Annotated in this window: 20 protein-coding genes; 7 read left to right on the top strand and 13 right to left on the bottom strand. The window is 58.8% G+C overall.

Going from position 1 to position 23,989, the window contains the following annotated elements:
* Positions 1–158: 158 nt before the first annotated feature.
* From RFN28_RS22750 to RFN28_RS22705, 10 genes are all read right to left on the bottom strand, one after another.
* Positions 159–1,022 carry a class I SAM-dependent methyltransferase gene (locus RFN28_RS22750; protein ID WP_320289467.1) on the bottom strand — a complete coding sequence of 288 codons (864 nt, stop codon included), beginning with the start codon at positions 1,020–1,022 and terminating at the stop codon, positions 159–161.
* 264 nt (positions 1,023–1,286) lie between these two features.
* On the bottom strand, positions 1,287–3,230 hold the full coding sequence (locus tag RFN28_RS22745; protein WP_320289466.1) for an acyltransferase family protein: 1,944 nt from the start codon (positions 3,228–3,230) through the stop codon (positions 1,287–1,289).
* Positions 3,231–3,369: 139 nt separating this feature from the next.
* On the bottom strand, positions 3,370–4,818 hold the full coding sequence (locus RFN28_RS22740; RefSeq protein WP_320289465.1) for a glucosyltransferase domain-containing protein: 1,449 nt from the start codon (positions 4,816–4,818) through the stop codon (positions 3,370–3,372).
* Positions 4,819–4,871: 53 nt separating this feature from the next.
* Positions 4,872–5,252 (bottom strand): hypothetical protein, encoded by a 381-nt coding sequence (locus RFN28_RS22735; protein WP_320289464.1) that lies wholly within the window; start codon positions 5,250–5,252, stop codon positions 4,872–4,874.
* Positions 5,242–6,192 (bottom strand): WxcM-like domain-containing protein, encoded by a 951-nt coding sequence (locus RFN28_RS22730; protein ID WP_320289463.1) that lies wholly within the window; start codon positions 6,190–6,192, stop codon positions 5,242–5,244. The genes RFN28_RS22735 and RFN28_RS22730 overlap by 11 nt, the downstream gene beginning before the upstream one ends.
* On the bottom strand, positions 6,189–7,127 hold the full coding sequence (locus tag RFN28_RS22725; protein WP_320289462.1) for a glycosyltransferase family 2 protein: 939 nt from the start codon (positions 7,125–7,127) through the stop codon (positions 6,189–6,191). The genes RFN28_RS22730 and RFN28_RS22725 overlap by 4 nt, the downstream gene beginning before the upstream one ends.
* A complete protein-coding gene (locus RFN28_RS22720; protein WP_320289461.1) occupies positions 7,124–8,254 on the bottom strand; it encodes a DegT/DnrJ/EryC1/StrS family aminotransferase in 1,131 nt (376 codons plus the stop codon). Before RFN28_RS22720 ends, RFN28_RS22725 begins: the two co-directional genes overlap by 4 nt.
* Positions 8,255–8,451: 197 nt before the next feature.
* A complete protein-coding gene (locus tag RFN28_RS22715; protein WP_320289460.1) occupies positions 8,452–9,195 on the bottom strand; it encodes an ABC transporter ATP-binding protein in 744 nt (247 codons plus the stop codon).
* A gap of 7 nt (positions 9,196–9,202) precedes the next feature.
* On the bottom strand, positions 9,203–9,994 hold the full coding sequence (locus tag RFN28_RS22710; RefSeq protein WP_320289459.1) for an ABC transporter permease: 792 nt from the start codon (positions 9,992–9,994) through the stop codon (positions 9,203–9,205).
* A 658-nt stretch (positions 9,995–10,652) separates the two neighbouring features.
* Complete coding sequence (locus RFN28_RS22705) at positions 10,653–11,576, bottom strand: class I SAM-dependent methyltransferase (RefSeq protein WP_320289458.1); 924 nt, start codon at positions 11,574–11,576, stop codon at positions 10,653–10,655.
* 282 nt (positions 11,577–11,858) lie between these two features.
* Here RFN28_RS22705 and RFN28_RS22700 point away from each other — a divergent pair, with 282 nt between their 5' ends.
* Genes RFN28_RS22700 through RFN28_RS22690 form a run of 3 tightly spaced genes read left to right on the top strand, consistent with a single transcriptional unit; the run spans position 11,859 to position 15,381 of the window.
* On the top strand, positions 11,859–12,620 hold the full coding sequence (locus RFN28_RS22700; RefSeq protein ID WP_320289457.1) for a TylF/MycF/NovP-related O-methyltransferase: 762 nt from the start codon (positions 11,859–11,861) through the stop codon (positions 12,618–12,620).
* A gap of 15 nt (positions 12,621–12,635) precedes the next feature.
* A complete protein-coding gene (locus RFN28_RS22695; protein ID WP_320289456.1) occupies positions 12,636–14,720 on the top strand; it encodes a glycosyltransferase in 2,085 nt (694 codons plus the stop codon).
* Positions 14,721–14,730: 10 nt separating this feature from the next.
* Positions 14,731–15,381: a CmcI family methyltransferase gene (locus RFN28_RS22690; protein WP_320289455.1), complete on the top strand. Its 651-nt coding sequence runs from the start codon at positions 14,731–14,733 to the stop codon at positions 15,379–15,381.
* 53 nt (positions 15,382–15,434) lie between these two features.
* Here the strand turns inward: RFN28_RS22690 and RFN28_RS22685 are convergent, their stop codons facing one another.
* Positions 15,435–16,907 (bottom strand): glycosyltransferase, encoded by a 1,473-nt coding sequence (locus RFN28_RS22685; protein WP_320289454.1) that lies wholly within the window; start codon positions 16,905–16,907, stop codon positions 15,435–15,437.
* A gap of 3 nt (positions 16,908–16,910) precedes the next feature.
* Here RFN28_RS22685 and RFN28_RS22680 point away from each other — a divergent pair, with 3 nt between their 5' ends.
* The 4 genes from RFN28_RS22680 to RFN28_RS22665 all read left to right on the top strand — a co-directional run bounded on the left by RFN28_RS22680 (position 16,911) and on the right by RFN28_RS22665 (position 21,430).
* The gene (locus RFN28_RS22680) at positions 16,911–17,714 is read left to right on the top strand and encodes a hypothetical protein (RefSeq protein ID WP_320289453.1); all 804 of its coding nucleotides are present in this window, start codon (positions 16,911–16,913) and stop codon (positions 17,712–17,714) included.
* A gap of 174 nt (positions 17,715–17,888) precedes the next feature.
* On the top strand, positions 17,889–19,943 hold the full coding sequence (locus tag RFN28_RS22675; RefSeq protein WP_320289452.1) for a UDP-N-acetylglucosamine 4,6-dehydratase: 2,055 nt from the start codon (positions 17,889–17,891) through the stop codon (positions 19,941–19,943).
* 35 nt (positions 19,944–19,978) lie between these two features.
* Entirely contained in the window at positions 19,979–20,890 is a 912-nt protein-coding gene (locus RFN28_RS22670; protein WP_320289451.1) for a glycosyltransferase family 2 protein, read from the top strand.
* 45 nt (positions 20,891–20,935) lie between these two features.
* The gene (locus RFN28_RS22665; protein ID WP_320289488.1) at positions 20,936–21,430 is read left to right on the top strand and encodes a sugar transferase; all 495 of its coding nucleotides are present in this window, start codon (positions 20,936–20,938) and stop codon (positions 21,428–21,430) included.
* On the opposite strand, the gene RFN28_RS22660 is transcribed toward RFN28_RS22665, so the two are convergent.
* Positions 21,418–22,350, bottom strand: coding sequence for an NAD-dependent epimerase/dehydratase family protein (locus RFN28_RS22660; RefSeq protein ID WP_320289450.1), 933 nt, complete (start codon positions 22,348–22,350; stop codon positions 21,418–21,420). The genes RFN28_RS22665 and RFN28_RS22660 overlap by 13 nt on opposite strands.
* Entirely contained in the window at positions 22,347–23,633 is a 1,287-nt protein-coding gene (locus RFN28_RS22655) for an O-antigen ligase family protein (protein WP_320289449.1), read from the bottom strand. Before RFN28_RS22655 ends, RFN28_RS22660 begins: the two co-directional genes overlap by 4 nt.
* Positions 23,634–23,989: the final 356 nt, after the last annotated feature.

Below are 23,989 nucleotides of genomic sequence, written 5' to 3'. Positions count from 1 at the left end.
CCCAAACATCAACGAGACCCAGGATCAGACCGAAAAACGTCCGGCTTCAAATCGGAATGGTGGCCGGAATGAAATCGGAATGACTGGCCGGCTTCAAATCGGAATCGGTGGCCGGCTTCATCGGAATACGCACACGACATCCGTCTCGCGAGCCACCGTTAATCAGGTTGCATCAGCACAGATACTTGGAACGGATCGAGTATCGATCGATCATGGCCTATAACCCTCCAACCGTGCCCGCGCAAAAAATCGATCTCGCAGGTAATGTCCCCATATGTTTCCCCCTCGGGGCCAGCATGTGGCAGATAGGCAAACCCGTTCCGATGATGATCGGATTGCATCTTCGATGTGAACGAAGTGTTTCGAACGCGATCGATGAATGGCCAGAATTCAATAGGCCGAATGGTGGCCACGAACAGTCCGCGAGGCTTGATGTGATTGCGAAGCGCCGCGAGGCAGGCTCTAGCGGCTGGTGGCGCAAGATGTGTAAACACCGAGAAAGCGAATATCAGGTCGAATTTCTGGTCGCCGACGGGCAGAGTAGAGGGAACCCGTTCCGATTGGGCGAACTTGCCAGGCAAGCGTGCCTCTCGACATAGATCGAGAGACTTGTCCCAAGCGTCCACGCCCCAAATATTGGCGGGGTCGCTGTAGTAGTACATCATACGAAGAATCCGACCATATCCGCACCCAAAATCGAGGATTTCTGAGCCAGCCAACGGTGCCTTGATATATTTTGTGAAGTTGTTCTCCAGCTGACGCGCAAACGTTGAAGTCTGTCGGTAAAGGTCAATGCCGGACGCCCCGGTCCAGGTCTTCTGCACGTCCTCACTGGCCATCGCGGGCAGTAGACGGGACAGACCGGGATAGTCTCTATTCGGCAACGAGATCATAAGGAGCCCGAAATCGTCCAGGCTCAATCGGCGTAGGAAAACGAGCGCCTCTTCGAGGGTACATCCGCCAGCCGCGGCGCGTTCCGCAGCATTCAAGTGAGGGATGGCTACGGAAAACATGCTGGCCATTTTCTTTTGTTTGCCTCGTCTGAAGTCGTATACCCGTGTAGCGCTTGATCTCAGTCAACCTAAGCAAAGTCAACTCACCATTGGTCGCAATACCGATGTCTCCATGGACAATTTGCGCGCGTCAGGAATTATTTAGTGATTACTTAAGTGGCGGGATTTCTCCGACGCTCGGGCCACTACAGAAGCCGGTGGCGTCTGATCGATGCGTAGCTGCAATCCATGACGCCTTGCCGGGTCGAGCGTGAGGGAGGTACGTTGAAGGCGTCAGGGTTGGTGTCCTGACAGCATCGCCTGGATTTTTGGCTTTAATAGCCGCCCGAGATACAGCGCCCCAGCTTGCGTCAAGTGAAACCAGTCCTTCTGAAAGAGATGGATTCCATCGCGGTATGCTGCTCGGCCATCCCTACAAAACACTGCCTTGGTAGAGAAGAATTCTGATGTTGCAACTAGTTCGTTGAGCCCATGTTCTTCTTTGCAGCCGTCCGGCAGATTGGCAGCCATGACATCATCGAGACCGGCAATCTTTGCATGCCTAGCAACGATACCAAGAGGGATATCAGAGTAGGTCGGCAAGTCCCCCAGGAGAACGAACGGTATCCCCCTAGCATTCAGAATTGCCTTCACGGCGGGGAAGCCCTTTTTAAGTTCCGGATAACCCCCGTGCGCAGATAGAACAACCAGATCGTAGTTATTGTCGATGATCGTGTGCCGGAAAAACTGATCGTTCGACAATGGACAATTCGGCCGATAGGGCATCGGAACATCGAGAGCGGGGACGCAAGCCGAGCCCGACCAAAGGTAGAGATCCGCGGAGTCTCCTAATGCGGCTTTAAGTCCTGGATACAAGGATGCGGCGGTGCTGTCGCCCACCATTATTATCTTCGGCTTACCGTCCGTCGTGGGGATGTAGCAGCGCTTGTCCATGACGGTCCAAGGATCGGTCTGGGATAAAAAGCATCGATACGGAACCGGGGGCAGCCCCAAATCCATATTCGCAGGGTCAAGCAACCCTGCAATTTGGGGTTCATACCGCCACAGCCAACCATGAGACGTCCACGCGTTCGTGCCGACGATCGCGATCAAAGCGGCGGCAGGGAGCATGGCGGCGAAGAACTGGTAATTCTTCGGTAGAATACTCCGCCCCTTGTGGATCGGGCGTTCGACGCAATAGTAGAGAGCCGATGCCAAGGCGATCGACGCTAGGAAAACAGTCGCCTTGAAGACCACGCTGTCGTTGTCGAAAAGATAGGTGGAAAAGACAATTATTGGCCAGTGCACCAGATAGATTGAGTAGCTGATTTTCCCAATCCAAACCGACGGCGGATTGTCGTAAAGTTTCGTCAATGATGGGCCTTGCCCTACCAAGATTAGTAGTGCTGTGCCCGCACACGGCAGCAAGGCCGGAAGCCAAGACTGCTCTGTGGGTAGAAAAATCGAGATAGCCACTGCCCCAAGCCCGATGACGATCAATGCCTCTTGGACAAGCCGAGCTTTAGGTCGGAGCCGCTCCGTCCACAGAATAGAGGCGCCAAGGGCTAGTTCGTATGCCCGAAAAGGCAGAAGATAGAACACTGCCGAAGCTGGATCACTCGAAACGCTGCTGCCGAATTTGAGAAACCAGCCGCTCCCCACGAGGCTCATTATCCCAACGCCGACAATCGCTAAGAATCCCGCGTAGCTTCCCCTCCGTCGAATTAGAGGCGCAAAAATAATCGGCCAAACATAGTAAAACTGCTCCTCAACACCGAGGCTCCATGTGTGCAAAGCAGGCTTGGTAATAGCTTGAGTGTCGAAATACCCAGAGACATTCCAGAAATAGAAGTTGGAAAAACCAGGAACCGCTGCAGCAGCTGAGGCGCCGAATTGGCTTAGATAGTCAGGGGGAAGGATAAAGTAAGCGGACATCAGAGAAGCTAAGAGGGTTGTTGCCAACGCGGGGAAAAGTCGGCGATAGCGGCCTGCCCAAAAATCAAGTAAGGTGAAATCACCGCGCTGTACAGAATCCATGATCTTCTTTGAAATCAGATAACCAGAAATGACAAAGAAAACGTCGACACCAAGAAACCCGCCGGCAAAAGCCGGGAACCCAACATGAAAGGCCAGGACACTTAAGACCGCAATGGTTCTAAGCCCATCTATATCGCTTCGATAGTCAGACTTTGGCGTTGCCGCTTGTATGCGCTCTAACGCTGGAATTCCTTGATCCATTCCCCAAGTCCTCCAACATGTCGCGTTCCTTCCGCGCCACAACCCAAATTGCGTTTAAGAAAATCATCAATGAACTCAAAACCGGTGCGTCACAGACCTAGGAGAGGAGAGCACTTTCTAGGTTGGTTTTACGCATCCTTCAATGGACAGCCCTTGCGAGTGCCTGTTGATTTGCGTAGCTCGGGCTCTCGCCAAGCCGGATCAATACAATGTCGCCTTGTATCTCCAAGCTGCCAGGTACGGGCCATACGGGCATCGTCGAAAGCCGTACAATTGTTTGATCGACTTGCTGGTCCGTCGGGCCGTTCAGATTAGAGTAGCCGAGCAATTTCATATAGTAGGTGATGCGCCAGGGATTGCCGCCGTCCCACTCGAAGAATGAATATCCGACCGTTGAACTCGGGGGCCTGGGATAGTTGGTGGCAAACGGCAGGCCGCCGAACACGCTTAGAGCGTATGAGCGCTTGGTGTCAAAGCCGGGCGTCGCCGCCAGCCTATCGTAGATAGCGGCGGCCAGGAGCGTGTCGTGCTTGTCGACAAGATAGCTTGACGCCTGGCGATAGTTTTGGATCACCTGGATCTGGAAGGTTACCACTCCAAGCAGGATCGCCGACACGATGCTGATCCTCGCATTGCTGCTTGTCACCGCAAGGTAGACAAAGAGCCAGACCGCTATCGGCAAACCTACGAGACTTCTGACGGGCATGATGCCAGCCGCTAGAACGTGGACGCCAAAAGGAATGAACAGGCAGACCAAAGCGGCTGCGAGCAACAACAACCTTGTACGTGGGGACTCCTTGAAAAGCGTCCAGCCGCCGAGGGCCACCAGCAGCGGAACTGCCCACAAAATGACACCGTAAGTGCCATGGTCCAGGCCAAGCGCCCCTCCCAGCGCTTCCAGCACCCGGCCCGTCACCACCATCGGATGCTGAAACAAGAAACCCGGCTGGAAAAGCGACTCGAAATACTCACTTCTCTGGGAAGTGAACGATTTGAAAATTGCATTACCGACAACGTAGAAAATCGCCGAGCCGGTTACCATGACGCCGACGCGGATCAAGTCTTTCGGTAGCGATCTTTCACTGCCGGCTCGTGCCTGCAGAACGCAGACAGCGATGCCCAATACCAGGATTGCCGGTGCGAAACTTTGATAGATTGAGATTGCATAGCCGCCGGCAGCGATCGCAACGAGGAAGCGCGAACTTGCTACCGGGATATTTTTCTCGCCGATCAGCCAAACCGCAAGAGCGCTGGCGGCCATGCCGATCCCGACCGCGGCGATGTTGGAATAGAATTCAACGATGAAGAACCAGGTTGGAAAGGCACAGAAGATCGCGAAACAAGCATATTCGGCGATGGAAAGTTCATGCTTGTCGATGGCATCCATAACGAGCAGGTAGGCGACAACGCAACCGGCGCCAAAAACCGCAGGCGCCAGCAACGGCATTACCGGATTTGGGATAAGAAAGGTCTCGATCAGATATGCGCCCCAACGCCCTTGAGCGATCCATATCGACGCATCGGTTCTGAAGGCGGCCACCTCCTCGTCAACGGACAGCGAAAAAGAAGCCAGCTCGGAAAAATACATTCCGACAAAGATCGCAAAGAGATTGATAGCCGACCGGATTGTGGCAGGGCGTATCAGTATTGTCTGCGGAGTATCCATCGAGAAACCAGGAAATTGAGCATCGTGGTGATGGCCAGCGTTGCAAAGAACGCCGCTGCTCGGCTTTGCAACACTCGCTCTAAAAAATGAAGGCTCGCCAACCCGGCCACAAACACCGCGGCGACCGAACCGCCGACCGCCAGCCGGTCCGCGAAGCCGGTACGCCCGCCGGGAAAGACCCGGTCCGGATAGAACACCATCACGAATGCGAGGCCTACCAGCCAAGCAATGGTGTAGGAAATGCCCGACGACAGGACCGTCAGGCCGGCAAAGTAGACGGCACTCGTCAGCGCGGTGTTCAATCCACCTGCCACAAGGAAGCGGACCGCATCCGAGCCTATCCGGTCAGTGGTCATCCGGCCTGACCATGGCGAGGAAATCCGAATAGTCCCTGATGTAATCGCCCGCGTCATAAGCATGCGAGGCCATGACCAGCAGCGCAGTATCCGGTTGGAACTTGTACTGAATACCCCACACGCCGGGCGGCAGATAGAGGCCGACCGACGGATCTGCCAGAGACACCTCTCTCCTATCGTGACCATCATCGACGACCACCGACAGGCGGCCGTGCGCGGCGACCAGGAACTGGTGACACTGGCGGTGCGCGTGCTCACCCCTGACCTTGTCGGAAGGAACGCCATAAACGAGAAACGAGCGCAAGGGCTTGAAGGGTAGGTTCCGTCCGAACTCGAGCGGGGCCAACTCGCCGCGCAGGTCACTGAAGTGCGGCAGCCGCCAGAGTTCGCATCCGCCGACGCCAAGCGCCATCCTGTCACCGGCAGCGCCGGGTGTCACTTGCGTCACCACAGGCTCGACCTGCGGGCCGGTCTGATAGCCGACGATCACGGCAGGGTTTCCTACCACCACGGCGTTGGCCGGCACGTTCTTGGTCACCACGGCACCAGCGCCGATCATTGCCTGGCGCCCTATAATTATTCCCGGCAGGATCGTCGCATTGGCGCCGATCGATGCACCGTCCTCGACGATCGTCTGGAGAAACGTTTCCGGATAATGCTTGGAGCGCGGGAATCGGTCATTGGTGAATGCAACATTGGGGCCGACGAAGACCCGGTTGCCAAGACGGACGCCGTCCCACAGCTGAACGCCGCTTTTTATCGTGACGTCGTCGCCGACCGTCACGTCATTCTCGATAAAGACATGATCGCAGATGTTGCAATTCGCGCCGATCACGGCACCGGGAAGGACATGAGCAAATGCCCATATGCGTGTGCCATCGCCGACGCGCGTGCTTTCGCAGATACCGCGATCATGAACAAAAAATGGTTTGTCGTTCATACCGAGGATCCATCGACGACGCGGCTGATTATCCGCAATGGGCGCGATTTGGTATTTTCGACCGCTCGCCAAAGGTAACAGCCAAGGATGCCTTGCACCGCGAGAATCGCTGATCCAAATCCCACGATAAGCAGCACCAGTGTCGTGTATCCGGCAGGGTCGATCTTGCCCAGCAAGCGGGCGATGACGGTGATTGCAGCAAACACAAGGCTGAGGATGCAGCCTGCAATCCCTACCCAGAGTGTAAGAACGATCGGAAAGTCGGAAAATGAGAAGATCGAGTCCATCATATACCTGAGCCGGCGCCCCAGGCCCCAGGCACTCTTCCCATGCTCCCGCTCGCGCCGGTGGTAAGCCACGAACTCCCGCCTGAACCCAACCCAGAACAACTGAACCACAAGAGAGCTGTTTGGTTCTTCGATTGAAAGGATCGCTTCGAGCACCTGACGGTTGCAGGCAAAAATATCGACACCGCCGCTCGGCATGCTGGGCAGAATCAGCCTGCGGTAAACAATCCAGAAGGCTCGGGACAGGAGCCGCGCTAAAAACGGGTCGTCTCGCCCGGTTCTACGGCCAAACACAACGTCGGCCGCGTCCCTTTCCAATATCGAAAAGAATTCGATAATGAGTTCGGGTGGCTCCTGGAGGTCGGCCGCCATCGCCGCCACGTGTTTGCCCGATGCATGCTCAAGCCCGGTCCGAATGGCCGTGAAGGAGCCAAAATTCCGGCTGTGGAAGATGATCTTGTACTTATATTCGGCGTCCTTCAAGGCCGCAACCAGCAGGCCCCCCGACTGGTCGGGCGACCCATCGATGACGAAGACAAACTCGATGTCGCCCTCGTACCTGGCGTGGAAATTGGCGACAGCCTCCAGCAGGGACGGAATGTTTGGCTCGTTGCGGTAAATGGGAAAAACAATAGAGCGCGCAGTCACATTGCCTCCCATTTGCCGAGGGCGAGGCACACGTGCTCGACCTCATCACTCGTCATGTCCGGGTAGCATGGAATCGAACAAAGACGTCCGATACTTGCCCGGGAGATCGCGAGATTATGGGTCCCTTTCATCGGCAGGTGTGCCCAGCCGGCCTGATCGCAATCGAGCACGGGATAATGGACATCGGTATCGACACCGCAGTCCTTCATGAACGTCCGGAATGCGTTCCGATCATCGCAGAGTAGGACCGCGAGGTGCGCGACGGCGCCGTCGCCGCCGTCGAGGAATTTCAGCCGGCGCCCGGTAGCAGACTTGAATCGGCTGAGGATGGCACGGCGTTGTTCATTGCGACTGTTCAAATCCGGAAGAAGGACATCCAAAATCGCTGCCTGGACCTCATCCATGCGGGAATTGCGCCCTCCAGGCAAACCCACATGATATTTGGAGCTCCAGCCATATTGATGAAGCTTACGAACATGGTCTGCGAGTCTTGAATCGGAGGTAAGGACTGCGCCGCCGTCACCCATCGCGCCGAGATTCTTGGTCGGATAGAAGCTGAAAGTGGCGATATCTCCGAGTGATCCAGCCATTTCACCACCGATGCGAGCACCGTGTGCTTGGGCGCAATCCTCGATGATCCGTATGTGCGACAGACCAGCCTTGGCAAGCCCCGTCCGGATGGCGCGAACATTGACAACACCACCGTAAAGGTGGGTGGCTACGATCGCAGCGGTGTCGGCACTCACCGCTTCCAGCACCGATTGGACGCTTACAAGTTGGCTGGCCGGTTCGATGTCGACGTAGTGTGGAATGAGGTCGTTGTGCCAGCAGGCACAGCTCGCGTATCCTCCCGCATTGGCCGCGATGATCACCTCGCGCCCATGCGCGTCGTTGAGCCCGACGGCCGAGCGCAAAGCGAGTTCAAGGGCGTCCGTTCCGTTCGCGACAAGGATGCAATCAGAGACACCTACAAATTTCGCAAAGTTTGCCGCGAATCGCTTTCCTGCCGCGCCATTGAGCCACCATCCGGACCGCAACGTGCTCGCAACTTCGCGCTCGATTTTGACCTCGTAACGCTGGTACAGGCGCTTGAGATCGTTCATCGGAACGGCATTTGGCTTCGTCATCAACAACTCAACAGCGTATCTTATTCATTCCAGCATGCTCGCGCGGTAGAACGCTCTGCAAGTTCAGTTGTTGCTAACTTAGCGCATCTGAAAATCTTACAGCGTGGACATAGCGGAAAGCCAGAACCACGGGCACAACTATTGAGATTCCAGCTCCGTCGCAACAGTTTCGCACCATTTTGCGAAATGTTGTAAGCCTAAGAGCTAGCCAGTACCGCTTCGGCCCTCTTGGCCGGCTCCGTCGTGAGCGACTCCACCCGACCGCCTTTGAGCGTCAATCTCTTCGTGCACACGCTTTGAATAAGGCTTTCGCTGTGGCTCGCCAGAATGATGATGCCTGCCTTTTCGGCCAGTTCGTCCATGCGCCTCTTGGCCTTTTCCTGGAAAGAGGCATCGCCGGCGCCGATCCATTCGTCCATCAGCAGGATTTCGGGGTCGAGCGCCGTCGCCACCGAAAAGGCGAGCCGGGCGGCCATGCCCTGGCTGTAGGCTTTGAAGGGCAGGTCGATGAAATCTCCGAGCTCGCTGAAGGCAATGATGTCTTCCATCTTTTCTTCGATTTCGGCTTCCGACCACCCGTTGATGAGACCTCGCAGCACGATGTTGCGGCGGCCCGTCGCTTCACGGCGAAATCCGATATTGATGTTGAAAAGAGCGTCGACCTTGCCTTCGATGGCAATGCTTCCTCCGGAAGGCTCATAGATGCCGTAGAGCACCTTCAACAGTGTCGTCTTCCCGGCTCCGTTCGGGCCAACAAGGCCAAGCCGGTCGCCCGCCTTCAATTCGAAGCTGACGCCGTCGAGCGCCTGGACGAACTGCTTTCGACCGGAGCCTTCAATTCTGCCGCCTGTCCCGCCCAAACGCCGGTCAGGCGCCGAAAGCGTCAGCTTTTCATGCAGCTTGTAGACCAGGCTGACGTTGTCCAGCTTTATGGAAACCATCACAAACTCAAATCAAGAACACGACCTGGCGGCGATATCTGCCAAGCAGGAGCAGCGCGATTGCCCACATGACCAAAGCCGCGGTACCGGTGACCGCGAAGGCGTTGCTCGGAAACTCACCGATGAGGATCGGAATACGCGCAACGTCCAGGAAGTAAGAGAACGGATTCCAGAGATATGCGTATGTTTGTATGGCGTCCCGCCCGTTATAGACCCAGAAGACGGGCGTGAAGAACATCCCAACGCGCATCAGGTTGCCGACGATGAATTCGCTGTCAGGGAAGAATGCGCCGGTAAACGCAAAGACCGTGATGAGGGCCGGTGTTGTCACCAGAATCAAGAGCAGCCCCGCAAGCGACCATAGCCACGCAGGTGTCAACGCCGGGCCACTGATGAGCAGAATGATGACGCATCCGGCAACCGCATAGCCTGCGCGAATCGCCGACTGCACCGTCAGTCGCATCACATAGACGAATAGCGGCAGCGTCGTGCCTTCGATGAAGCTCTCCTCGCGCTTGAAGAGTGGCACGCTCAAGGAGATGACCTCCATGAGGTAAAACCACACCATCAGGCCAATGGCCACATAAGCGGAATAGCCGGCCGCATCCTTGCCGGCGGGTTGGAATACGAAAATGAATGTTCCCGCGAAGGCAAGATAGTTGACCAGAAGCCAAAGCGGTCCGAGCGTGGTGCGCCGGTGCTGGTCACCGATATCTTCGTGGGCGAGCGCAATCCATACTCTTCGCAGCTTCATCGCCCTAAAGATATCGTCAAGGGCGCCGTTCAGTGCCGAAATCATCGTTGTGGTGCCACAATTAGTGTTCTGGTGCTTCGTGTCGCGCCGTAACGACCGCCAAGCACCTCTTTCATAGCCATTGCGACAAGCTTATGGCAGCGCGCTGCGTCGTAGTGAAGCCGTCAGCGATTCGCAAAGCGAACATCGGGATAGCGGTGCGATCTCCTGTTCCTTGACCCACCAGGCGAGGGCCGCGCCGATCCAAAGTACATCACGATGTCGGTCTGCGGCGGTCATCCGCGCGACTCGCAGACCGCAGCGGCGGGCGGCGAGCTCGACGGCTGGTTGATCAACGTATGCTTGAGGTCCGCCACCGTTGCCGAAGGCCAGGCGCTGGCCGGCGCACTGCGCGCGCCTGGCATATCTGTAATCTCGTGCTGGACCTGCCGGACGGCAGGGGAAAGTGCCGCTCGGTCCGTCCCACGTCGAGACTGCGGACGGGCAGACCTGGCGGTTTCGTGGCTATGACGAAAGGCCCAGGGCCTACACCGAGACCATTCGCGAATTGCGCAAGGGGTTGTCGGCGTACGGTGATGGTTAACTTCCGGCTTGGCGATCCATCGTCCGCAGTGGGCTGGGTTGGAGCGGCGCGTGCGGCTCTTGAATAAATCTCGTCCATGACACTGCTTATCGTAAGCTCGAACAACGCTCATCGCGCACCTTAACTTGCGAAGCGACGTTTGATGAGATCGACCACCGCCCGTACAGGGGCGGATGTCCGCCAGGTCGTGCTGGACTTTATGGCGGCGAATCTGGCCTCAGCGTCTCGGCTCGCTCCTCGCGCTCGCTCAATCTCCCCGAGCAACTGCGAATTGTCAGAGCGCAGACGCTCCACTTCGGCATGGAGGCTGATGGAGTGTACCCTGGCTATATGGGACCAAAGTTCTCGGCGCGATTGGTCTAGGTAAGTCGCACGATCCTGCGCGTATGGCTTGAGGTGATCCCGGACGGCAGACGCAAGCCGGCCGAGCCCCATCACGGCCACCGTGTCGGGAAGGAACACCGTTTCGTGCGTGATGCCGAGATGTTTGAGAAACCGCTCCGCATTGAGAATCGCGTCACCGATCAGGTTGGCGTCGTGGAAAGAAACGATGCAGTCCGGGTTCATGAGTGGGAGAACGCCGACAAAGTCCGAGAAACACGCCGTGTCCGTGTGCTCTCCGTCGATCAGTGCCAGCGTCGCCTTCGGATCGACCGCATCAGAACGCACATCGGAAACGTCGCTGTCAATTGTGGTAAGTTTGGTCATTCCGGCGGGCGGAAGCCAACCCGACAGCACGGCTCTCATCCGGGCCGCTGAGTTTTCAGCGTAGTGAAAGACCTCGGCGCGTTCGTCGGGCTGGGCCGCGGGCCGGGGATCGACCGATATCGCCGCCTCACAGCTCGGATCGATCAGGTGTGGGAACAGGCTCCCGCCGATATGCGAGCCGACTTCGAGATAGACGTAGCGGCCGAACACCGATCGGGCGAAGTTCTGCACCCGCAGGAAACTGGTGCGGTCATTGAGGGTGCTTTGAGTCTCAACTCGGAAAACAGCAGTGTCGAGCGTCTCGATCATGCCCAGCGCTTGGTCGGCAGTCAGCATCAGGGGCTCCAACTGGTTGCGGCTCGCTTCGCCGAGAAGGTCCTGTTTTACGTCGTCTATCTCAACTTGGCGGGTCTTGCGGCCCGAACACGCTGGCCGGCATCTCACTGCGGCCTGCACCGCCAATGCCGGTCCTGGCTCCGTGCTTTCGAGTTGACGACGATGGAGATAGGCCATAGCTGCAGGCCTAGTTGTTGCCAAGTCAAACTTGAGCGGTGTAGCACTTCGGCTGGATGCCGCCGCAGCATATTTCGATTCGAAATCGTGACGAAAAGGTCGAGTATGAACTGTCTCTACACCGATCTCCTGATCAAGATCATTGCCAATACAATCTACGGGTCCGGTTCACAGGTGATTGATCCCTCGAAGGTGGGAGAGTCAACCCCCTTTAATCGCGAGGATCGCCTCTTGGGCCGCGATTGGCCGACTATTGCTCATTCGATGGCGGGCGTTAAGCGTTTGACGAATGTGCGTGACCTCGTCCAACGAGCCATTGATGAGAACGTGCCGGGTGATTTCATTGAAACCGGCGTTTGGCGAGGTGGCTGCTGCATCCTCATGAGGGGAGTGCTGGCCGCCAATGGGGTCAGGGATAGGAAGGTTTATGTCGCCGACTCATTCGACGGCCTGCCACCGCCGGACGTTGAGAATTTTCCGGCCGACCGGGGAGACAGGCTGCACGAATACCGCCAGTTGGCAATTGATCAGGCACAGGTTGAATCCAACTTTGATGCCTACGACCTTTTGGATGACCAAGTAGTCTTCGTCAAAGGCCTGTTCGGTGACACCCTGCCGAGCCTGAAAGCCGGCCCATTCGCCCTAATTCGGCTGGACGGCGATATGTATGAGTCGACGATGGATAGCCTTGAAGCGCTCTATCCAAGGCTTTCGCCCGGCGGTTTCGCGATTATAGACGACCTTGCGCTTCCGCCATGCCGGCAGGCGGTCGAGGATTACCGCGCACGTAACCGCATCAAAGCTAAGATACACGAGATAGACTGGACAGGCGGTTGGTGGCAGAAGTCAATTGCCGCCGACAACTGAGCCCACGGAAGCGCGATGAAACAGAACCACGTCTCCGTCGTCGTCGTCGCTTATAACATTCCCCGAGAACTGCCCCGAACCTTGCTTTCGCTCGCGACGCCTTATCAGCAAAGCGTGACGACGAACGACTACGAGGTAATCGTCGTCGATAACGGATCATCACCGGCCGTCAGCGAGAGCCTGGTCTCGGGATATGGGCCGAACTTTCGTCTGCTGCGCATTGATGACGCATCTCCCTCGCCTGCGGCCGCCGTCAATCTCGGGATAAAGGAGGCGAGGGGCGACAAGATCGGCGTGATGATAGATGGTGCGCGTATCGTGACACCCGGCCTGGTGCATTTCGGTCGCATTGGCTTGGACATGGCCCCGACAGCCGTCGTGGCCGCGCCTGGCTGGTATCTTGGAAGCGACATTCAGGCCAATGCGCCCAGGAATGGCTATACCCAAGCCGTCGAGGATTCGCTTTTACAATCGATCCGATGGCCAGAAGATGGGTATCGGATGTTCGAGATCGGTACGATGGATGAGTCGTCGGTCGATCCGTGGTTCTCGCCGATATCCGAAGCAAATGCTCTCTTTATGAGCCGAGAGAATTGGCGGGCGATCGATGGCATGGATGAGCGCTTCAGCTACCCGGGCGGCGGCCTCGTCAACCTCGATACGCTCGAACGTGCGATGAGGCTTCCGCAGGCAAAGCTGATCCTCACTTTGGGAGAGGCGACATTTCACCAACTGCACGGGGGCGTGTCCACCAACGCAAATCTCGAGCAGCAGCAAAAAAACTGGATCCTCTGGAAGACTGAAAGGGATGCATTGAGGGGGCCCGGGAACTTTACCTTTCACACCCCCTCCGCGTTCGTGGGATCGCTGCCTCCATCGCTTTCGCCGCACCTTGCCCGCGCTACAATTGCGACCCCCTTCAGGGTCGCGCCAGCCATCGCCGCCGGCTTCAGAGCGCAATTGAAACCACCAGAAGAATCGGCGCCGACCAACCACGCGGCGGCGACATTGGTCGGTTTGGCCAAAGGACAGTTTCAACAAGGAAATTACCACGCGGCGGCAGACATCCTTCGCATGGCGAGCCAGCGCGCGCCCGACGAGCTTGCAGCGTCGCGGCTTCTCTCGTCTGCCGGCATTCTTGCCCGACATAATCGTGTTCTAGGTGCTGCCTATTTAACTGCTATCGGCGACGCACATCTTGCCATCGGCGAGAACGAAAGCGCAGCTCTCCAATACCGCAAAGCTTTGGACCTTAACCCCGATACTGTCGGCGCCCACGTCGGCTTGGCCAGCGTGCGGATGCCTGGGCCCTTCTACTACGAGTGGTTGGAGCGTTTTTACGCGACGCTAAAGCCCGATGTTATAGTGGAAATAGGCGTCTATGACGGCGCATCGCTTTCCAAGATCAAGGCTCCGACACTTGCAATCGGGATCGATCCCAATCCACGGGCCACGGTGCCCTTGAGCGCAGAAACCTACATCGTTCCAGAGACAAGTGACACCTTCTTTGATCGCGGCGGGGCGGACGCCTTGCTTGCCGGCCGCTCGGTCGGCGTGGGTTTCATTGACGGTCTGCACACTTTCGACCAGGTATTGCGCGATTTTGCAAACCTCGAACGCTATTGCGACCCTCGCTCGGTCTTGCTCATGCACGACACCGTTGCCCTGGACGATGCGACGCAAAGGGTTCCACCGACAACGCAATTCCACACAGGTGATGTCTGGAAGATGGTTCCGGCACTCAAGGCGCTTCGCCCCGACCTAGACGTGTTCACCATTGCCACGCCCTGGACCGGGCTCACTGTTGTATCTGGTTTCGGTAAGAGTGGACACGATCCTTCATGGATATTCGAAGCAGCTAAACGCTTTGGAAACATGGAGTTCGCCGAGATCGAGGCAAACCTTGGGGAAGCGCTTTCCTTGGTCGCGAATGAATGGGAGCCGGTGCTTGCACGGCTAAGGGCCAACCTCGTCGGCGAGGGGGTGCAATCACAACCAGAGCAGCTGGCGGCTGCAATCGCTGAAGCTAAGGGGACTGCGATGGGCGGATTTATGCGCCGGTGCCTGCACTATTTTGGCGGTGGCAGGCGCCGAGGCTAAGGGGGCTACGATGGCCGGGTTCTTGCACCAGTACTTTTTGAACAACAGCGGCAAAGAGATCTACAAATGGCTGCACTATTTCGACATTTACGAACGCCATTTCGAAAGGTTCAGAAACCGAAGGCCGGTGGTCGTTGAAGTCGGCGTCTACAAGGGAGGATCGCTCGAGATGTGGCGAGCTTATTTCGGCGAAGGTGCGCAAATTGTTGGAATCGATATCGACCCTGCATGCAAGGCGCACGAGTCCGAAGGGATTGAGGTCTTCGTTGGAAGTCAGGATGACCCTCAACTCCTTGATCAGATCGTCGAGAAGTATGGTCCCGTCCACATCGTCATCGATGACGGCAGTCACATGATGGATCATGTCATTGCGACATTTGAGCATCTCTACCAGCACGTGCAGCCGAATGGGGTCTACTTCGTCGAGGACACGCATACGAGCTATTGGGATGACTACGGTGGCGGGCTCCGCAAGCCAGGGTCGTTCATGGAGTTTGCAAAAGGAAAGCTCGATGAGATCAACGCACATCACGCGCGCGGCGCGTTACTGGTCAACGCTTTCACCCGTGGGACGGACTCAATCTGCATCTATGACAGTATCGTTGTCTTTGAAAAGCGGCCGCAGGGCAAACGTCAGGCGATCAAGACAGGACAGGGGTAAGAACGAGTTCCGGCCATTGCTGGTGTGACCCAAGCTACCGTACTTGACCAAGTTCAACCTCGTCTGCGAGCCCAAAGAAGGATTTTTCGGATGAACAGCGGGATGATGCCGTTGTAGAGCCGTTTTAACTCGGTCACAAAAGCTGCAAGGACTGAAACTTTATCATCAATTGCTCGCAGCAGGGTTTGGCTGCCTTCAGCGGCGACAGCGCGTGAATTGGATTCGCCGAGCATGGTCTGGCGACTCTTCGTAATTTCAAGCTCGATCGAGCCGACCTGTTCGCCCAGCTTCGTCAAAGCGGCGGCATTGCCCTCCAGAATTTCGGTATTTGATTGCAACATCATCAGAAGCGCAGTTGGTTCTGGCGAATCCGGCCATCCATGCAACTCCTTTACGATGTGAAACCATCTTCTGCGCGGATGCGAGACGCCAATCTCTTCAATCCAGGAGGCGGTCGCGAGGAATCGCGCGTCAGCATTCGGTACCTCGTGCGTTTGCATGGCCTGACTATAGATTCGAAGATGTTCCTCTATGAAATGCGCATTTCCCGCAACCCTTCGAAAATACGCAGAAACCGCTGCGGCATCGCCTGCATCGAATCCGGAGATCGCATCGATCAGATTCTCGACTGTCGTGGGCTTGGCCAAAACACCGACGCCAAGATTCATTCGGCGCCACGCCTCCATGTTTGCGGTGTTGAGCAATCCCGCAAAGCCGCGTGCGTCGCAGACGACAACGGCACATCCCGCTGCCGCGGCCTCGATGGCCATGCGAGCGGTCGCAAACACGATATCGTAGCCAAGCAAATCCTGTTCGAGCTGATGCGAAAACCGTTTCGTGGCAGGCCCCAACTCATCCAATTGGATGCTGTTTTTTGCGCATGCTTCACGAACCGCTGCCTGATGCGCGAAATTTTTCGTCAAAAGCAGACCTCTCGTGGGACGAGCAGGCAGCCGCGGACGCTGCTTGAAGCGATTGAGGTCGACCGCGTTATAGACGAGGCTCAGTTGATCGGCGGGTATCCCCCTCGATAGGCATTTGAGCCGGCAGGCTTCATCAACGGCGATCCAATGGCGTATTTGAGGATGAAGCATCGGGGCTTCGACCTCAAAGGAGGCGCTGTGGCACGAAAATACGGCAGGCACATCAGGAAACCTCGCAAGTGCTGTCAGGGAAGGCGTCAAATGTTGGGCATGGATTACGTCCGGTTTTTCGACGATTTCAGCGATCCGGTCTACAACGTGATGTCCCCGTTGACGCATCCTGTCTGCCATATCGCCAAGAGTCGGAGCCAGCAGCATGGTCTGATGCCCGGCGCTGCGAAGCCCGTCAGCAAGCAATTCAACGACTGCTTCCGACCCGCTGTTGTGCGATAGGGATAGATTGGTGATAAGAACCCGCAAACGGCGATTCCTTGCTTGTTTCGCAATGCCTGCAACGACCGACAGCGAGGCAGGAGCTAATGGTAACGTCTTAGTTTCAAGCTGTTTTCCAAACAAGCTCTGCAAATACTCGGAGGGAGTCATCGATTGGCTGAAAAACTAGAAAATGTTCTGGTTCTCGCGCATCCGGGACATGAGCTCAGGATTCATCATTGGCTGGAGCGCGAAAAACCTAGAGTCTACCTTCTTACGGACGGTTCGGGCGGTCGCCAAATGGCGCGAACGCGGTACTCGCGTGACCTGGTGGAGGCTGCAGGCGCGACGCCCGGCGCAGTATTCGGCGATATCCCTGATGCCGTCTGGTACGAAGCGCTGCTGGCTCAAAACAGCGACTTTTTTATCGATGTGCTGACGAAAATACATATGGATCTGGCAAGTGCGAAAAACCTTCAGATCGTGTCGGACGCAGTTGATGGCTACAACCCGATGCATGATTTGGCCTATGCCTATGGACGGGCCCTCACCGCACTGCTGAAAAAGACGGCAAAAGTGGCGAGGCACCTTTGCTCCGCAGCTGTCCCAAACGTGGCGGGAGCTGTTGAACTGGAAATTCAGCTCGATCGGGCTGCCCGAGCGAGAAAAGTGGCCGCCGTCGAGAACTACGCTCCGCTCGCCGATGAAGCCCGCCGGATACTCGAACGAGATCCGCAATGCTTCGACAGGGAACGTCTCATTTCCCAGCATTTCGACTGGAACGGCCCGTGGGCGCCGGAATGGGAACTCATTGGCAAACAGCGAGTGGCCGCCGGCATTTACCGCAGATGCATTTCGTACAAGGACAATGTGCAGCCGGTTGCCCAGCGTTTGGAATTTGAAAGTACTTGCGCTCAAATCGACTTGGTCGGAAGCAGCGCCTTAACCAGGCGGCAAGCAAAAAACCTCTGGCGATAACCTCGACTCCGCGCTATGCGATATAGGCGGTGGGGCGGGGGAATGCGGCACATTAGACAGGTGGTCGGTGACGGATAGGTCTGGCGCCACTTTAGTGTGCATTTTCTTGCGCCTGGAGTTCAGTACTATCCAATGACCTTGTATATAGAAGCCGTATCCGGACTTCGGCCGAAAATGCGGCGCGCCATCATCATGGTCCAGGACCTCGTCATGGTCCTGGTCGCGGTGGCGCTCAGCCTTATCCTGTCGCAGTCGCGGCTTTCGTTCGACGCGTTCTCCTTTGGCGGGCTGGCCTGCTGGGCGGTCATCGTGCTCGCCGCCCATCTCTTGTTTCGCACGTGCGGCCTCTACAGCACCGTTTGGCGCTTTGCCTCCACGCCCGATTTCTTCAACATCCTGAAGGGCTGCGGCAGCCTGACTGTGGTCCTCTACCTGGCCTCGATTGCCTACCGCTCTTTCTTTCAGCCGGTCGCCGGCCTCAACGAGCGCCAGTTCATCGTCTTCTTCCTGGTCTCCTTCACCATCATTTCGGCCCCCAGGCTTTACTACCGCTTCCTGCGCGATGGCGCGTCCTGGCGCATCCTTCGCCGCGCCGCCGGCGATGCCTCGATCAAGCAGGCGCTGTTCATCGGCCGGCTGAGCGAGGCCGACATCATCGTCCGCTTCACTCGCACGTCCGTGCCGGCCGAATATGCCATCGCCGGCATCATGGCGACCGAGAGCGACGCGCCGCTCGGCACCCAGATCCAGGGCGTTCCGGTCGTGGCGCTCAGGCCGCGCCTGATCGAGGTGCTGGAAGAATATCTCAAAGGCACGGAAAACCTCGACCTCCTGATCTTCGGCAACGGCGCCGATCGCGAGATCGATGACTATGCCGAGTTGGTGCGCGTCGCCCGCCACAGCGGCGTCGCCGTCGTCCAGTTCTCCGGCTTTTCGGAACTGGGGCAGGGCGGCAGACTGGTTCTCGATGCCGTCGAGATGGAAACCATCATGCGCCGTTCGGCGGTCGCCACCGACACGGCGCGCATCGGCGCCTTCGTCGGCGGCAAGCGCGTGCTCGTCACCGGCGGCGCCGGCTCCATCGGCCGCATCCTGGTCAAGCGCGCGCTGGAGCTCGGCGCCGAAGCGGTGCTGGTGGCCGACAATTCCGAGTTCGGCATCTTCCAGCTCGACCAGCTGATCGACGACAACCATCGCGACAGGCTGACCAGCCGCATCGTCGACGTCACCGACCGGCCCCACATGATGCGCCTCGTCAGCGAGTTCAAGCCGGCGATCGTCTTCCACGCCGCGGCGCTGAAGCACGTGCCGCTGTTGGAGGAAAACTGGGAAGCGGCGATCGAGACCAACGTCTTCGGCACGCTCGCCTGCGCCGAAGTGGCCGCCGCATGCGGGGTGCCGCAGTTCCTGCTGATCTCCAGCGACAAGGCCGTCGACCCGACGTCGGTGCTCGGCGCCACCAAGCGGGCGGCCGAGCAGATCGTCTCCTCGCTGCATGAAACGCATGCCGCGCGCACCGGATCGCATGCCGTCGCGGCAAACGGCCATTACGCCGGCGTCGTCCGTCATCCGGGCGCGCCCGGCACTAAATTCATCGCCGTGCGCTTCGGCAATGTCTTCGGCTCCAACGGCTCGGTGGCGACCATCTTCCAGGCGCAGATCGAGGCCGGCGGGCCGGTGACCATCACCGACCGGCGCATGACGCGCTATTTCATGACAGTGGCCGAGGCTGTCGACCTCGTCATCATGTCGGCCACTGACGCCGAGCAGCGCCAGGGCAGGGACGATTACGCCATTTACATGCTCGATATGGGTGAGCCGGTGCCGATCCTGGAAGTCGCCGAAACCATGATCCGCATGGCCGGCAAAAGCCCCTACACCGACATTCCGATCCGCTTCACCGGCATCAGGCCGGGCGAGAAGCTGCACGAGGCGCTGCATGGCGGGAACGAGGAGGTGGTCAAGCTCGCCACCGCTAAGATCTTCGGCCTCAGGACCGATGTCGTACAGTGGGGAAGGATCGAGGCCGCGCTGCCGGCGCTGCAGGCCGCGATACGGGACCAGGACAAGGCGGCGGCGCTTGCGATCCTAGCCGGGCTCTACCGCGCGGAGGAGGAGGTCGCCGGCGCACGCGAGCGGGCGGTGCCGAAAACCGCCGGCAGATCGGTTAGACCTGTGCCTTGCGCCTGCAATTGGCCATTGAAGCCCGCTCGAACGCCCCGCAATTGAATGGTTCTGCAGCCGTGACCGGACAAGATCAGCGCGTGGCCGTTCTCATGGGCACGAAGGATGGCGCGGCCTTCATCGGCGAGCAATTGCAGTCCCTGCTCGCGCAAACCTGGCCTCTCGTCGATCTCTGGGTTTCCGATGACGGTTCGACGGACGCCACGATCTCTATTATCGAGGCGTGGCGGTCCCGCTGGAACAAGGGCTCCCTGACGCTCGTGGAAGGCCCGCGAAAGGGCTTCGCCGCCAATTTCCGCTCGATGATCATCGATGCGCGCATCGATGCCGACTACTACGCCTTTTGCGACCAGGACGATGTCTGGGAGCCGGACCGGCTGGAGAGCGCCATCCGCTGGATGGAGGCAGAGGATAAAAAAACGCCGCTCCTGTTCTGCTCGCGGACGGCGACCATTTCCGAGACTGGCGTTCCGGAGGGCTTTTCGCCGTTGTTTAGGCGCCCGCCTTCGTTCCGCAACGCGTTGGTACAAAGCATCGCCGGCGGCAACACGATGCTCTTCGACCGCGCGGCGCGCGATCTCCTGGCCAAGGCCTCGGCAAGAACCGAATTCGTCAGCCACGACTGGTGGGCCTACCTCATCGTCACCGCCGCCGGCGGCAGGGTACGCTACGAGCCGCGGCCGCTGGTCAGATATCGGCAGCACGCGACAAACCTCGTCGGCGCCAATGTCTCGTGGAAGGCCAGGCTTTCGAGGCTGGGGCGTCTGTTCAAGGGCCAGTTCGCCATCTGGACCGACAGCAATCTCGGCGCTCTCGCCGTCAATCGCGACCTCATCTCACGCGACGCAGCACTTTGCCTTCGCCTGTTCATCAGGGCGCGCAAGGGCAGCGTCCTCAGGCGCTTCCGCCTGCTCGGCAAAAGCGGCGTCTACCGGCAGACCCTGATGGGAACGCTCGGGCTCTACCTCGCTTTCCTCGGGCGCCGGATCTGAGCCGTGACGGCGAAGCGCGTTTTCGACCTGATTATCGCGGCCGTGATGCTGGCGGTGACATCGCCAATTGTGCTCACCGCCATGCTGGCGATCAAGGCGACATCACCTGGGCCGGCCATCTTCTCGCAGCAACGCGTCGGCAGGGGAGGCGTCCCCTTTGCCTGCCACAAGCTGCGCACGATGCATCGGGACACGCCGTCTTTGCCCACCCACGAGGCGCCAGCCAGCTCGGTCACCGCGGTCGGCAAGGTGCTGCGCCGGACCAAGGTCGACGAACTGCCGCAGCTCTGGAACGTGCTCATCGGCGAAATGAGCCTTGTCGGCCCCCGCCCATGCCTGCCGACTCAGGCGGAGCTGATCGCACACAGAGAGCGGCTGGGCGTTCTGGCAGCGCTTCCGGGCATCACCGGGCTCGCGCAGATCAAGGGCATCGACATGTCCGACCCAAAGCTCTGCGCGGAGACCGACGCGGCCTACCTGAAGGCCGCTTCGATCGGCCTCGATCTGCGCATATTGGCGGGCACTTTCTACCGGGCTTGAGAGGTCCGACGTGCCAGCTCGCGAAGCCGCTCGAGCGTGTCGGTCTCCGGCGTCCAGCCTTCCGAGGCCAGCAGCGAAGGATCGCAGATCTGCGTCGCCGTCAGGGCCTGCCATGACGCCTTCTTGCCAAGCAGCGCCGCCGCCAGCCGCAGCGGCAGGGCCGGCACGGGAACAAGGCGCCGTGGGCGGCCGAAACCTTGCCGGAACGCGGTGATAATCTCGGATATCGCAAGAGGGGAAGCATTGCCCGCGACATAGGCCGGGCGGAGCGGCCTCGGACGGTTCAGAAGCTCCAGCACCGCTCCCGCGGCGCTCTCGCGTGAAATCAGGGAGCGCACGCCTGTCAGCACGCCGGCCGGCAGCGGCAGGGCGGTGTCGGCAAGCCGCATCAGCGCCGCCATGTTCCCCTTCATGCCCTCGCCATAGACCGGCGGCAGGCGCAGTGCCGTGGCATCCGCGCGTTTGGCGTAAGCCTCGAGCATCGCGATCTCGCCTTCGCGCTTGGAGCGGCCATAGGCGCATTGCGGGGCAGGGGGCGTCGCCTCGTCGATGGTGCCGCTGAAGCTAGGACCGGCCACGGCGCGGATCGAGGAAAGATAGATGAAGCGCCCACCGGCACATTCGGCCGCCGCCTTCGCCAGCCGCCCGGTCAGCGTTGCATTGACGGCCCGGTAGTCGGCTTCGCCGGCGTTCCGGTCGTTGTTGAGCGCCGCGCAGTGAACGACATGCGTCACGTCGCGCATCAACGCCAGGAAGGCTTCGTCGGGTGAACCGGCGCCAGGCATCGGAAGCGCGTCGCCGACCGGCGACAGTCGTTCCGGATAGCGGGAAACGATGCGTATGTCGAACTTGGCCTGGCGCAGCCGGTCGACGACCTTGCGGCCGATCAGCCCCGTCGCGCCGGTGACCAGAACCTTCATGGTCGCTGGCCGGATAGCACGGCAGGCACGCTTCTGCCGATCGGCGCCACCGTTCGTCCGCTGGCGAGATAGGTGCCGCAGATCAGGAACACCATCAGCGTCGAATCGAAAATGTCATGGCCGACGATGATGCCGGTCATTCCGCCGATGATATAGGTGATGACGGTGACGATAAGCATCGTCGCGCCGAACCGCTCCACCGGGTCGGCGCTGAGGCGCACCACCCTTGCCGCATTCCAGGCCGCGACCGCGAAGATCGCCGCCAGGGCCAGCGCCCCCAGCAGCCCGGCCTCGACCAGCGCGGTGAGAAAGCCGTTGTGGAAATGGCTAAAACCCTGGTCCATGCCGAACTGGTCATGGAAGCCCTGCTTCATCAGCGCCCGGCTGGCCGAGATGCCATGGCCGAAAATCGGAGCTTCGTGAAACGCCTTCGCGCCGATCTCCCACATCGCCACCCGCAGTCCGATCGCCGTCGTATGGTCGCCCTTGGTGGTCAGCGCGTCCCAGTCGCTGAACAGGAAATCGGTGCGGTCCATGATGACGGGGAAGCCGATTGCCGCGACCACCAGGCATGCCGCGCCGGCTATCACCAGGACGCGTGTCAGATTGGCGCCGGCGAACCGGCGGCGGTTGATCAGCAGGATGGCGATGGCTGCGATCGGCAGCGCCACCCAGATGATTCGCGAGCCGGAATAGACGATCGCCACCGCCCCCGCGAGCGCCGCTGCAGCCAGGAACTTCCAGCCTTTCACGATCCCCGACAGCGCGCCGGCAAGGCACATCATGGCGGCAAGGCAGGTCACCGTCGCGAACGGAATCGCATTTCCGGCGCCGCCTTCGGCCCTGGTGCCGATCCAGTGATACTGGACGACGGCGATCGCCAGCGCGCCGCAACATGCCGCAGCGCTCGCAAGCACGGCAATGCGCGCAAGCGTGATCTTGTCCGTGATGCTCCAGGTCGAATAGGAGATCGGGAAGAACAGCAAGACGATCAGCGGCAGGAAGTATTTCAGGTCCGCCCCGAGCGCGCCGTTGACGATCGAAGCCAGCACCATGGCCGCGCAATAGGCATAGATCGCCGCCGTCATGGCGAGCATCGGGCGGTCGAAATTGAACTGCCGCCGCTTAAGCGCAAGCAGAAAGACGGACCAGACCGCGCCGCCGTTGAAGACGAAGCTCACCGCCGATCCCAGCACAGGCGGCGAGAAGAAGCAGAGGATCGAGAAGTAGGTGTTGATCTGTGTCGGCGTGAGGTGGCGCCGGAGCGATGTAAACGGGCTCAATGCTTTGCTTCGCAATCTTCCTTTGTGCGCAGACCCGCGGAGGCGGCGAAAACTGTCCTTGGCCGATCTCCGTTCCGTCGCGCCTCGCCCCCTTTCCCCGCGCCGGTATAGCGGCTGGCTCTGGTCTCGGATAGGGTGGCCGATGGATGTCCAGTCAAAAAATCGGCTGTCTGGATAAAGCAGCCGACGTATCCGGTCTCTCATCAAGGCAACAGCTTTTTTCCACCGCTGTTCAATCGGTCCGTCTGTCCGGCAGGATTTTCCGCAATATGCTGCTCGCTTGGAAAATTCATTCCCGAACGGCAACACTCGGCGCGTGTCTTGCATTGTTATGGGCAATTGCGATCTGCTAGAAC

It is taken from the genome of Mesorhizobium album (assembly GCF_033977205.1).
Classification (GTDB): Bacteria; Pseudomonadota; Alphaproteobacteria; order Rhizobiales; family Rhizobiaceae; genus Mesorhizobium; species Mesorhizobium album.
The sequence above is the reverse complement of the archived record's forward strand: the minus strand, read 5'-3'. Positions and strand labels throughout refer to the sequence as shown.